This window comes from Luteolibacter sp. AS25 (assembly GCF_046736275.1).
Lineage (GTDB): Bacteria > Verrucomicrobiota > Verrucomicrobiia > Verrucomicrobiales > Akkermansiaceae > Luteolibacter.
Genome location: NZ_CP151837.1, coordinates 2321331 through 2334604 on the forward strand (window position 1 = coordinate 2321331; position 13274 = coordinate 2334604).

The window sequence follows — 13274 nt, forward strand, 5'->3', positions numbered from 1 at the left end:
GGTTACTCACCAAGTTCCTTTAGCCGCGCCTGTGCCTTATCGTGGGCAGTGCCAAATTTGCTATTTTTAACCACCTCGCGGTAATAAACCTTCGCGGACTCGTATTGTTCAGATCTGTAGTAGAATTCCGCGATGTCCAGGGATTGCTCGAGGTCGCGCCCCTTCAGGCTATTTCGGAGCTTTCTGGCTTCCGCGTTTTTCGCATGCCCTGGATACTGCAATAGGTAATCATCGAAGGCCTCACCCGCGAGATCAAGATTTGCCTGGTTGTGATTTCCTGCGTCAGCGGCAGCCATCAGAACCACACCAACGCGGAACAGAGCTTCCGCTGAGTATTTGCTATCAGGCTGGTCCTTTACGAGTTGCTGGTAGGCATTGATCGAGTCCTTGGTCTCACCGCGGCTTTGATATAGCTCCCCTATCGTGAACTGGGCTTTTGCTGAAGTTTCCGACCGCGGGGCATTGTCCCGGACTTTGCCGAGCATCTCCGCGACTTTCTTGGTATCGAGCCGTGACTTAAGGCCAAGGAACGAGTTTTTTACCTCACCATCGGCAGCACCTTGCGCCATTTTCGCCTGTCTCCGGAGAGCTTCGGAATACCTTCCGCTCCCTTGGTAGGTGATCAAAAACTTCTGATATGCATCGAAAGACTTCAGAACTTCACCACTCTGTTCCAAAAGCTCGGCCTGACGGAAGCGTGCGTCCGCTGAAGAAGGAGCCATGGGATATTTGTCAGCGACCTTTCCGTATTGCTTGATTGCGGAGGAGCGCTTGCCGCGATCATCCGCAGCTTTTGCTTTCGCATACAATGCCTCTCCTTCGCCAACCGAAGCCTGGGAGGACCCTGCCAGCATTCGAGTGTCGCTGTCCGTCCCGCAAGATACCATAAAACTCGCACCGATAAGTAACGCAGTTGCATGGGGGTAGAATTTCGTCATGCGGCGAACATAAGAGCTTTGGCTCTATGGAAAAGCCGAAAATAGAACGATCTCAGATCTAGGCTTTGCCGAGTTCCTTGGCCCGGTTGCAGGATGCCATTACCGCCTCAATCATCGCGGATCTCACATTTTTCGATTCAAGCACTGCGACTCCGGCGATGGTGGTCCCACCCGGAGATGTGACCTGATCTTTCAGCACAGCCGGATGTTCTCCTGTTTGTATTACCATTTCCGCGGCTCCGCTAACCGTTTGAGCAGCCAGCTTGAGGGCATCAACCCTTGGAAGGCCGGCTTTGACACCACCGTCTGCCAAAGCCTCGATAATCAAATAGATGTATGCTGGCCCACTCCCCGAAACGCCAGTCACTGCATCCATCAGCTTTTCCGGCACTTCCGTGCATAGCCCGACCGCACTCAGTAGAGCTTTGGTTGCTTCGCAATCCTCATCTGTCGCACGGCTTCCGCGGCAGAAACCGGCCGCGCCCTTTCCTACCAAAGACGGAGTATTCGGCATTGTCCGAATGACTCTCAAACCCGAAGGCGTCATTTTCTCAAGACTATCCAGAGTGACGCCTGCCGCCACCGAGATCAGCAATTTGCCGCCGGCCTTCTTGAAAATTTTCTCACCAAGAACAGTTGGCACATCCTGAGGCTTGGTCCCGAGCAAGAGCACATCGCAATTCTCGACTGCTTCATCGAGTGAACTTGTTGAAACGGCGCCCGTAGCCTCCGTAAAACGATCTCTGCTAGCCTGCGAACGCGCTACGCCCAGAACATTTTCCTTCGGGATCAATCCACTGGTGATCGCACCCTTTACAAGTGCTGTTGCCATTTTTCCGCTCCCGATAACTCCTAATTTCATGGCTTCAGGGTAGCCCTGTGGCAAGCCCCATACCAGCGTCATTTTCCTTGGGTAATTCCAAAGCCTGCACCATCGTCACGTCATGCCCAAGCTGCTAGCATTTATCTTTCTCCTTTTCGTAACGATTCCTCTCCACGCACAGGAACCTGAGGAAACCCGACCTGAAGTCGAGCTGCCTTCGATAGATGATTGCATTCCCCAATCCGTTAAGAACCTGGGAGAACCAACTATTTTCCCTTTCAGAAAAGGTCTGGTCACTGCGATAAGCGCTGCGTCTGCAAAAGCCCAGATTCATACCGTGCAAGGTCTTAATCATCTGCACGGAGGCTGGGAATTCGAGGCCACCAGACACTTTGCGGTGGCCCTAAAAGAAGACCCGAACTGCTTGATGGCCCACTGGGGAATGATCATGGCCATACTATCCCCTTCCCCTGAAACGGATGCCAACCGTCTGGCCGCCAGCCAAAGGATGCTGGAACTCGTGGAAAAAGGCGCCGGGACAGAACTGGAGCGTGGATATGTATACGGCCTCATCAAATATATCGAAGGTGGCCCCCGGGAAGCTGAAGTGGCATTCCGCAAGGTAGTCGAAAAGTATCCGGGAGAAGTTCAGGCAGAAATTTTCGCATCCCTATTCGGCCGTGGTGGATATGATGAAATGGGCTCGATCACACCAGATCAGGAAGGAGCGGAGAAACGTCTCGAAGATCTTATGAAACGGGATCCGGGAAGCGCGCTCCCACTCCACGCACTGCTCCTAATCCGGGCAGAAGCGCCGGACCTCCGCCCTTCCCTCGGCCTGGCTCGCAAATTATGCGAGATGGTGCCGGACTACGCCCCATATTTCCACCTGCTCGGCCACTACGAGTGGCGCTGCGGCGAGCACGAAAAAGCCGCCGCCTCTTTTTCACGCGCGTCCAAACTGTATCTGAACTGGGTGAAGCAGACCAACTGCCCTCCAGCCGATAGCGAAGGTTGGATTCGCACGGAATGTTACCGGGTCGCAGCACTTGCCTCAAATGGTGATTTCGAAAATGCCCTCGCTTCCGCGAAAATCATTGCTAACACCGAAATCGATCCGGAACGCCCTAGCGCATCCGGCACACGTCAGATTCTGTGGGATGCCAAAACTCTACCTGCACGCGTTCTCCTAAGGCGCAATGCGGATGGCGATCACGAGAAAGCCCTCCTATCACTTCCCACCCCGGAAGAGATGCGCCCATTCATCAATCACTCGCTGTCCTACTGGTGGGTCGATGGAATCCGGCTCAACCTGGAAGCACAGCGCCTGATTTCAAAAGGGAATCTTGAGGAAGCTAGAAAAGCAATGGAAGCGCTCACCGTCCACGGACAGGCCATGTCCAAGAAACAAACAGTTTCCATGGCAGTAGGCGAGCGCTCGGAATGGGGGAATTCCTTCCGAGCTCTCGAGGTATTGGCAGCGGAACTCCGCGGGGACTTCGCCCTTGCCGGTCCACCCGAGGGATGGGGCTCCGCGCTAAATTGGTTCAGGGCGGCAACAGACCGCCAGAAAACCGTAACCCTACTCAGCACACCTCCACTGCTGACCCCTATGGCTATGCGTCTGGGTGACTACTACATGGCGCGAAACCTTACAAAAGAAGGAATCGAAGCATACATCGAGGCTCTTTCCGCCTTTCCCAAGGATCACGAAACCCTGATCCGCCTCAAGAAGGCCTACATCAAGAACAATCAGCCGGCTGAGGCCGATAAGATTATCATTACCAACTAGCTTAAACTTTACCTAGAACTTCTTTCACACGGAAATCAATCGTTTCAGCCAACGCGCCTTCACCTTCATTTCTCAAGAAATCGCAGTAATTCGAGGCCACAGCCTCCAGATCTTCCTCATAGCCCTCTCCCAGGGATTCAAAACCAGCCAGAGACTTTTCAAAGTGCCTGCGTGCCCAAGCCTTGTCTCCTGTTTCCAGAAGTGCCAGAGCCAGATTATTGTGCGATTGAGCAGTATCCGGGTGAACTTCCCCGAAAATTTCGCGTCTGGTCTCAAGGGCCATCATGTGCATCTCACGTGCCTGCTCCAGATATCCGGCAGCTAGGTAAACTGCCCCGAGATTATTGGAAACCGACGCAGTTTCCTCATGCTTCGGCCCCACCTCCGCGTGCATAATTTCAAGCGACTTCAGGAAAAAATCCTCTGCAGAATCGAGGTCGCCACCAGCCTTGGCGGTAAATCCCAGATTATTCGTCATAGCTGCCACATCCATCATCAACGGAGGATCGTGCCGCTCGAAATACGATACCGCCTTCATCCATGAGTCGATCACCCGTTCGTGTCTATTCTGACCATCGTAGGCAGCGCCAAGAATCGCGTATAAACGCCCAAGTTGGCCAATTTTATCCGCGTTATCATCCAGCTGGTCGATCGCCTGCTTAGTGTCTTCCGCTGCTTCAGGGTATTTCCCCATTTCCAGATACAAACCCGCCCGAATCTCCAGAACGTCAGCAAATGCCTCAATCGATTCCGGATCGGGACTTAGTGAGCTCTCGCATTTTTCCACGGCTGCATTCGCGGCATGAACTGCCTCATCCACATCGCCCTTATCGCGAAGCGAGCTGATACGATCCTTCAGAATTTCGATAAAATTAGCAGTAGATGTTTCCATGTTTGGGTTTTCAAGGGGGGCTGCCAGCACCCTAATGCAACTCGCTCGGATTTGACTAGCTGAAATCATAGGACAACCGCCGTGCATCAAAATTCAGGAAAAAGGCAGATCCAGCCATCCTTTTCCCTTTGGCATCAAGCTTCTGCTCTGCTAATCGGTTAACCGATACAAAAATTATTCACATCATGTCCTACGACCTCAAGAAATCCACCAGCGGCAAATTCATGTTTAACCTCAAAGCTGCAAATCATCAGGTGATTCTGACGAGCCAGCTTTACGCCACGAAGAAATCCGCCGAGGCTGGAATTGCCTCCGTTCAGAAACACGGTGTGGATGAGAAGTTTTTCGAGCTCAAAACCGCCACTTCCGGCGATCCATATTTCATTCTCAAAGCCTCCAACGGCCAAACCATCGGTAAAAGTGAGATGTATAAATCCACTGCGGCAGCAAAAAACGGCATGGCATCCGTTCAGAAAAACGCTCCTTTGACAAAGATCAAAGACCTCGCCTGAGCCGCCCCCATTTCAAAAGGCGGCTCTCTCTGGAGAACTAGGTTGGGAGTCAGTCGCTTACGGAAATTTTCATCTCGTCGCTGTTCGCTTTCAGTTCCGGGGCATACATGGCTTCCGCCCTGGTAGGAAGCGCACTGAATTTCCCCGGAATTTCCGCGCGGAGACGGTAATTCAAATTGTGGCGGCCTCTCGGCAGATTCTGAACGAACAGGCTGACTTTTTCATCCCGCAATTCCATGTAGGCGCCCAAACCATTCGGGTTGTAGCCACTCTGCACTTCCACCGCTTCCATGCCGACGGCTTTCCAATCCTCGAATAACAGGTATTCGTAATCATTCTTGCTATCGATTCCTAGCTCTACCTCGATGAGATCACCGCTTTTTACCTCATCTCCAGATTTCAGCAAAACACGCTTATATTTCGCGCGCTTCTGGTCGATGGCCTGCCCTTTCGAATCCACAGCTTTGATATCCTTGGTCTCTGGGACGAGCTTGTAGAATGTCCGGTCCACTTTCACCTCAAGCCCAGCTTTGGTAATGAACTCCTCTAAAGTGAAGTATTCGACATAGGCGTTCGCATAGATCGGTCCCTTACCAGATTTACGGATTTCAATGCTGTGTTCCCCACCCGTCAGGATATCGCCTGCAACGATCACGGACGAATCATAACTGAAGAGATTCTCCCTATTGATTTCGACTGTTTTGAGAGATTTTCCATCGAGCAGAATTTCCACACTGAGGTCAGGCTCTCCTTCCCCACTGTTTTTCAGATAATCACCTATGGCCTCCAGGCAGTAAGCGGTGTCACGGGTGGAGTTCCAGTAGGTGGTATTGCTACGGTTATTTATTAGATATTTTACCAAGCCCCTGGTATCGGCGCCCTTGGGTTCTGCTGCTGCGAGAAGCTTCAGGAACCAGGCCTGCGCCTCGAACTCGCTACCATACCAATACCACCAGTACCCGCGGTTCGGCAGATCCAGATAGGCGGTTTGGTTTTCATCGTCTCGTTTTAGATACTGGCGGATATTCCGGATGACCTCATCACGTTTCTCGATTTCATCCAAACGGTGGAACTCCAGCCCTAGTAGTGCTTTCGCATAAACCGGCAGGCTGTTCTTATCACGGAAAAGGAAAGCGGTCATTTCCTCATTGTTTTTCCCGCCTTCCCCCAATACGCGCCGGACCAATGCATCGATAGAATCAGAATTCTGCTTGCTCGGCTTCTTGTTTTTCTTTCCGTAATTTAGAATTTTCCGGATTTCAGAGGACTCATAGGCAGTGAGCCATTCCAGCCCCCGGTTGATCATATCATCAGGGATTTTAGCACCATTTTCCTTGGCTAGCAGAAGCCCGTGCATGACCACGGCGGTGGTATGTGGGTAAGAATCGTTCCCGTAGGCGGAAAACCAACCCCAGCCACCATCGGGATTCTGCTGCTCCAGAAGCTTCGCGATTCCCGCGCGCTCCATCTTCGCCACCTCATCCTCATCCCACACAGGATTCCATTCCGGATGGTCCGGCCTCCAGCCTTTGGCACGTTCTTTCGCATCGCCCAACTGCTGTGGGTTGAGGTTGATCCTCTTGTCTTTAATCGCCGCCAAGTCGTGCCCCAGATTCTTCAAGAGACTATGCAAAACTGTCGTCGGAACGAAACGGTTCAGCGTCTGCTCTGTACAAACATACGGATAGTTTGCCAGATATGGCAAGGCATCGACCAGCGCAGAAGCCACGCTAGGTGAATAATTGAGGACTAGCTTACTCTCGCTCGGACGACGTTCCCCGGGAATACTGAAATCAATCTTCGTGGATTCATCTTCCGGCGATATTGCTGCGCTAAACGATTCTGTTTTCGCGATCCCGTGAACGTAGACTGGGAAACTCATCTCCATCGCATCTGAATCATCCGCAGTGATCGCCTTCATCCGTATGGTGACTTCACCTTCCTTTTTCACGATGGCATTCCAATCTATCCTGGTTTCGCCACCTGCCGGGATCGCCACTCTGCGCTCTGGCGTGCCATTTGCCACTTCCAGATTTTTCCCATCCAACTCCAGACCCACCAATACATCCTTTGCTTCATCGTGGTAGTTGTGGACGACCGCGCTCAGTGTAACTTCGTCTTTTTCTACAAAAAATCGAGGTGCCTGAAGGCGGACTATCAGGTCTTTGCTGGTAACAATCTCAGCAGAGCCCTCTCCAACCTTGGTCCCGTGCCCCATCGCCCAGGTTTTAATTTTCCATGTGGTGAGATTATCCGGCATTTCCAAATCAATAGTCGCCTCTCCAGATTCATCTGTTTCGACGGAACCAACCCATTTCAGGAGGTCCACAAATTCAGAACGCACTACCACTTCCGGAATATCACCCTTCTCCTTCTTCTCGGCTCTTGCATTCGGCGGCATGTCCATAGACGAGCCCTCATCAAAGCGGTCAGCACCAGCAGTCGCCATCATCGGCGCTGGCAGGTTCATAGCACCATCCCTCTTAAATACTCCTCCCGCCAAGGCCAAACCTCCGCCGAAATCCCCTCGGCTCCCGGAGAGCCCCAACCACTGCATTAGAGTGGAGTTCCGGAGCTGAAGATGTCGACCCACCAAACCTTGGGAATCCTCTATCCCGCGACTGTAATAGTGACGCTTCCAATCCCAGAAAAATGGAACTATTTCACCGATATTCGATCCACCGGAAATATACTCGAGACTTTTGTCATAGACGCTGATCGCAACTGAGCCTTTGTAGGGCTTCCCATCTGCATCCGAAATCCTGACGGTAAATTTCGTTTTCTCACCCGGTTTAAGCTTATCCTTCGCCGGCTGTACCTCTACATTGAGTTTACGCTTTTCAGGAGGGAGGACGATCTCACGCGTAACCGTGACGACTTCCCCTTTGCTCACAGAAACGGCTTCTATAAACAGATTGGGCATATCACGCAGGGTCAGCGGAATCTCCACCACTTCGGATTTACCTTCAATCTCAAGAATACGCGTCTCACTCACTTCTCCCTGGCTCGGCCTGATAAAAAGCCAAACGCGCGATCCCGGTTGGTTCACATTGACCAGAAGCTTTAGAGTATCGCCTGGCCGATATTCCTTCTTATCAGGAATGATTTCCAAAGCGTTCGTCCTGAAATCACCTTCTATTTCACCTTCAGCACCTCTCACGGAAAAGACTGTGGCGCCTTCCTGTTTTCGCCCGTTCTCATCAGTGAAATCCACCGAGATTCGATACTGCCCCGCTTTCGAAGCCACGAAACTCCAGTCGCGGCCTTCGGGAGTCCATTCGCCGATCTTTTCCTCCTCGACCTCTCCATCCTCACCGATGGTAGAACGATAAAGGACCGCTTTAGCCATACCTTTGACTTCCTTCCCATCGAGGGTTCGTGCTGAAAATGTTCCCGTGACCGTGTCGCCGATACTGGCATATCCACGATCCAGCCACGTAGTGATGCTGAAAGGTTCACGCGATGCTAAAACCGATCCGCTACCTACGATCGTCCGGCGGGAGGCATCCACCACTTCTGCGGTAATCGAGTAGCTGTGATCATGATCTCCGTGAATGAGCTTTGCGATGGAGCTGTCGATTTCCACCTTCACTTTCCCATCGGGCCCGATGGCTGAAGTCTGCTCCAGAATAAGTTCAGGAGCACCCGAACGTCCACCCTGCCACCACGGAGGAGCAGGCCGGATGCACCCCCATCTCAGCCAACCCGGATACCAGGAATATTCACCATAAGCCCACCAATAGCCTGCGCCATACAACCAATCCCACTCGCCCGCCGGGAACCACCGGTCATTGAAGAAATTCCTCTCCACCTTGATCTTTACCGTCGCCTCCGTCACAGGAGCTCCATGGTAATAGTTTGCACTGACTGTTGCCTCGAACTTCTCTCCCAGTGCCACCGGCTTATCCGGCGCATCCACTGTCACCTCGAATTCAGGCTTCTTGTATTCTTCCACCCGGAAGAAGAAACTGGTGTCCGGAACGCTACCTGTAACCGATACCCTGTAGCTGCCTAATGCCGCGTCCTCTTTTAGTTCCAAATCGAAGGTAATCCCGCCGTATTCGTCCGCGGTGAGATTCTTCTCATCAAAAACAACTTCATTCCGCCCGTCAAAGATTTCGACATTCGCGTAAGCTCCGGCAAACTTGGAAACCTCCTCAAGGTCATAACGGGCCTCTCCGGCCCATAGTTTCAGGTGAACCTTCTGCCCCGGCCTGTAGACCGGCCGATCAGTGATGCCCAAAGTCTTCTCTGTCCTATATAATCCACTACCCTGCAGGCTGCCCCAGTGGAGCCGCTTATCGCTGAAGTAAGTACGCCGATCCCCGGCCCGGGCAATGACACGCCACTGCGATCGATCCCATAAATCTACCTCCTCCTTCAGCTCCAGGCGTCCTTTTTCGTCTGTCTTTCTCGTGAAATGATATGTCTCCACATTATACCGACGCAAAATTTTCCTCTTCTCCAGATGCTCGGTGCGGTAACCAAAAAACTCCAATTCACCGGCGACCGGTTGGCCGGAGGTAGCATCCACCAGATAAAAAACCTGCTTAGGCCCTTCCCCCCTTTTGAGTAACACCAGATCTCTCACACGCAGAACAATCCACGATGTATTGCCACCATCCATCGAGGACTTCAAAAGGTAGCAGCCAGGCTGAAGCTTGCCGAGATTCACACTGGTCCAGTCATTCTGGTGGGCCTCCTTCGGGGTAAGCTTTTCCACCCAATCACGCAACTTCTCCTTCACATAGCCACCGGGCTTTTCAGATATGAGACGGCTGCCCAGGTCCGAGAAATTGATTTTCTCGTAATCAATCGTTATCGGATTTCCCTCGAGATACTCCATGGTATCCCTCATCACCTGCTCCTCATCCACCCTGAAGAGGGAAAAAACCGCACCATCGGCATTGCGGAAATTATAAGGGACTTCCACATCCTCCTCCGCGTAATAAGTTGGGGTTGCACCGAATTGACTCCAGTTCCCGCGGATCTGCTTAAGAAGTGCGGCTCGTGGTTCCCCACTTGGATCCCCGTGCAACTCTATCACTTCTTTCAAGGCCTCAACTGCAGCTACATTCTGGTTCCGGTGGAGAAATACCTGCACCAAGGAATCACCGGCAGCGGCCGGGATTGGCCCCTTCCCCGCTCTCATCATTTTCCGGAAACCTGGAATAAACTGGTAGTCCTCACGCAGTTTGAATCGCTTCACTCCATTGGCCAGTCGGGCAATCGTTTCAGTCTCCTCGAGAGTCGTTGCACTGAGCATTCCATCCCGTTCATCGGCATCAGGCTTTCCCCACCAACTATAACCGGCAAGAGTCTCCACCCCGTAATTGTTCTGGCAGAAACTCAACCACTCATACTCCTCCTGAAGCCCGGATTGCGCTTCGATTTCCGAAATTTTTCTCGTCAGCCACCTCCATCTTTCCGCATCAGAAGCAGCTAAATCCCAGGACTCAGGAATATCTATCCAGCTAGGCTCACCATCTTGATCCACTGGAGCACCCTCACTGGAAATTTGGTCGATCTGCTCTGTGTAATCCAACTCTGCCGATAAATCAGTGAGTTCATAGAACTTCCATAAAAATTGCCGGTCGATGCGGGAAAAACGCAGCGCATCACCAAGACGTCCCAGCGCCGCCACCTCTTCCGCACCACCCTTCGCCGCAGCTTCCCACGCCTGGAAAAAACACTGTATGGCACGGACCCGGTCCTGCTCCATTACGTTTCGATAGTCACCTCTTCCATTGCTTCCACGCTGGAATTTATTATCCAATAGGCGCCCGTAGTGGTTCGCGTAGAGATATGCATGCCCTGCCGCTAGCATCAAATCAGGATTCCCCTTTTTCAGCTCCGTGATCTCGGCAAGTAGTGGATCAAATTCCTCCTGCTCCCCGAGATTATTGAGCGACTGAACCGCACTGCTAAGATCCTCGCCTGAGCGCTCATCGTCGCTCTCCCGCAAAAGTTTAACCCGTAGCTCATAGGCTTCCCGCCAATTTCCCTCCTGCTCGAGCTTTTCGGCCTGACCGCGTAAATTTGCGGCATCTTCTGCCATGACAGTCAGAAAACTAAGCAGAAAGAGAATTAGGATTTTCATATGTCCAAACTATGGGACACATGATCCGAAGGGAACCGGGAAATCCCTTTGTAAATTGATTTTTACAATTTCCCTTCCAGGAACGGAATGAGCTCATCCACACCGAAATCAGCCAGCACCTCACCATCCCAGCTCATCGTCGGAGCTTTGCTCTGGCCGGAAAGTTTTACCATCTCCTCCATTCCCTCACGGTTTCCCGACACCACCACCTTTGATACCTCGATCTGATGGTCTTTCAGGTATTTTTCAACCTCGATACACCACGGGCAACCTGTTTTCACATATAGGATTCTGTTTTCAGACATGCTGAAAGGATTCGCGAGAAATTCACCAACGCAATCTCTTTCTAGCCAAATGCCATCTCGTGACCGCCACAAATGGCTTGGCTAGCCTTCCGCTGCATTCTGCTGGCGCGCAATATCATTGAGCGTCAGCCAGCCCAAGAGTTTCCCGGGCTCCGCCTGACTCACAACCGGCACCTGCTCCAGATCCCTCACAATCATGTGATTGGCGGCATCCCGGATCGAAGTATCCGGACTCACCGAAAGCAATTTCTGATCCCCGTAGACTTCGGGGAGGCTGGGCTGCAGAATATTACTCTCAATCTCATTTCTGGTGATGACACCCACAACATGCCCCTCCTCATTCAAGACCGGGTAGGCATGATATTTCCTATCGGTCTCGGTAATTCGTTTGAGTGCCTCCGCGGGAGTCTCCGTGGATTTCAAAGTGAAAACCTCATGTGTCATTATCGACTGCACAGGCAATTTTCTGTAATCCTGCGCGCCACGGTAAGCGGGCAATTTTCTAAGGGAAATACCGTCCTGCAGCAGGAGCTCGTTGTAAATACTGACCGGTTGCAAATACCTGGCGATCTGCCAGGCGAGAATATTTCCAGCCATCAGAGGAAGGATCAAAGAATAATTCCCCGTCATCTCGAAGATGATAATCAATGATGTAAACGGACACCTGACTACCGCTGCAAACATCGCACCCATTCCCAGCAGAACGCATCCACCGATGACTTTCGCATCCGTGGGAAATGCCGGAATCCAGTGGGCAATATTTTCCAGATCGACCAGACCGGAGCCGATCAGCGCACCCAACATCCCGCCCAGATATAGAGTAGGAGAGAAGAGACCTCCCGATCCGCCCGAAGCATAATTGATCACCACGGCCAAAAACTTCGCGACCAGCAAAGTTGCTATAATTGCAACGGAAAGCTCATTTTCGAACGCAAACTCCAGGCTCTGGTAGCCGATGCTGAATACAGAATTCTGCGCATTTCCGAGATGGCCTGTGAAATAAAATACCGAGAGACCGAGGATACCGCAGGAAAGGCCGCCGGCAGCGGGGTTGATCCAGGCAGGTAAGATGCTCCGGGTTTTAAACCATTTCCGGAGATTGATGGTCGATTTCACGAACAGATGGCCAATCAGGCCCGCCGCGATACCCAATGGAACAGCCACCAGCATCCAGGCGGAAGTTTTGTAGTCCTCGGAAAGCTTCGCCATCAGCACCGGATCTTCGCCGAGGATCGTCCTTGAAACGGCAGCAGCAATAACCACTGCGAGCACCATCCCGCCGATCGCCTTCATCGAGAAATTATCCAGAACTTCCTCGAACACAAACGTCAGAGCGGAGAGCGGCGCATTGAACGCAGCCGCGATCCCGGCGGCAACACCAACCGGCAACATCGACTGCACCCGTGCCGGGTCGTTGAAAGCCCATCGACCGATGCGCGAGGAAATCGCCGCACTTACATGAACTGTAGGACCTTCCCGGCCAAGACTGTTTCCCAGACCCACGTATAACGAACCCAGAATGAAGCGCATAACGCCCGTCTTCACCTCGATTTTCCCACCGCGGTTGTAGTATGCCGCCTTTGTCTGTGGAATACCGCTGCCAGCCGCTTCGGGCACGTAAAACTGAACTGCCAATCCTACCAGAAGCCCTGCAAAGGTAGGAGCGCAGAGCATGATGATGCAGAAACTTACCGGATCCTGCGTGCTTGCAAAGCTCCACAGCCAATCGAACAGGTGGTGAATGGTAAAATGGAAAGCCACGGCTACCAATCCACAGAGGAGACCGGCCAAAACACATAGCGCGAGGAATCGCTGACCATCGCTCAGACGGTTTCTCATCCAGTCCGGCAGTGTTCTCTTTGTCCAGTCGCTCATCAGTGATGGAGGCCGTATCATGAAGTCCGGCAAATGA

Annotated in this window: 8 protein-coding genes; 2 read left to right on the forward strand and 6 right to left on the reverse strand. The window is 52.3% G+C overall.

Annotated elements, in window-relative coordinates; translation table 11 throughout:
* Positions 1-2: 2 nt before the first annotated feature.
* Together AAGA79_RS10820 and proC are read right to left on the reverse strand one after the other, a co-directional pair.
* Complete coding sequence (locus AAGA79_RS10820) at positions 3-938, reverse strand: tetratricopeptide repeat protein (protein WP_411825816.1); 936 nt, start codon at positions 936-938, stop codon at positions 3-5.
* A 58-nt stretch (positions 939-996) separates the two neighbouring features.
* Complete coding sequence (proC, locus tag AAGA79_RS10825) at positions 997-1800, reverse strand: pyrroline-5-carboxylate reductase (RefSeq protein WP_411825817.1); 804 nt, start codon at positions 1798-1800, stop codon at positions 997-999.
* Positions 1801-1882: 82 nt separating this feature from the next.
* On the opposite strand from proC, the gene AAGA79_RS10830 reads away from it, so the two are divergent.
* Positions 1883-3553 (forward strand): hypothetical protein, encoded by a 1671-nt coding sequence (locus tag AAGA79_RS10830; protein WP_411825818.1) that lies wholly within the window; start codon positions 1883-1885, stop codon positions 3551-3553.
* Between the two features lies 1 nt (position 3554).
* On the opposite strand, the gene AAGA79_RS10835 is transcribed toward AAGA79_RS10830, so the two are convergent.
* Positions 3555-4445 carry a tetratricopeptide repeat protein gene (locus tag AAGA79_RS10835; protein WP_411825819.1) on the reverse strand — a complete coding sequence of 297 codons (891 nt, stop codon included), beginning with the start codon at positions 4443-4445 and terminating at the stop codon, positions 3555-3557.
* A 185-nt stretch (positions 4446-4630) separates the two neighbouring features.
* Here AAGA79_RS10835 and AAGA79_RS10840 point away from each other — a divergent pair, with 185 nt between their 5' ends.
* A complete protein-coding gene (locus AAGA79_RS10840) occupies positions 4631-4957 on the forward strand; it encodes a YegP family protein (protein WP_411825820.1) in 327 nt (108 codons plus the stop codon).
* Between the two features lie 49 nt (positions 4958-5006).
* On the opposite strand, the gene AAGA79_RS10845 is transcribed toward AAGA79_RS10840, so the two are convergent.
* The 3 genes from AAGA79_RS10845 to AAGA79_RS10855 all read right to left on the reverse strand — a co-directional run bounded on the left by AAGA79_RS10845 (position 5007) and on the right by AAGA79_RS10855 (position 13258).
* The gene (locus tag AAGA79_RS10845; protein WP_411825821.1) at positions 5007-11057 is read right to left on the reverse strand and encodes an alpha-2-macroglobulin family protein; all 6051 of its coding nucleotides are present in this window, start codon (positions 11055-11057) and stop codon (positions 5007-5009) included.
* Positions 11058-11119: 62 nt separating this feature from the next.
* A complete protein-coding gene (locus tag AAGA79_RS10850; RefSeq protein ID WP_411825822.1) occupies positions 11120-11362 on the reverse strand; it encodes a glutaredoxin family protein in 243 nt (80 codons plus the stop codon).
* Between the two features lie 81 nt (positions 11363-11443).
* Positions 11444-13258, reverse strand: a complete 1815-nt coding sequence (locus AAGA79_RS10855) for a chloride channel protein (RefSeq protein WP_411825823.1) — start codon at positions 13256-13258, stop codon at positions 11444-11446.
* Positions 13259-13274 lie beyond the last annotated feature (16 nt).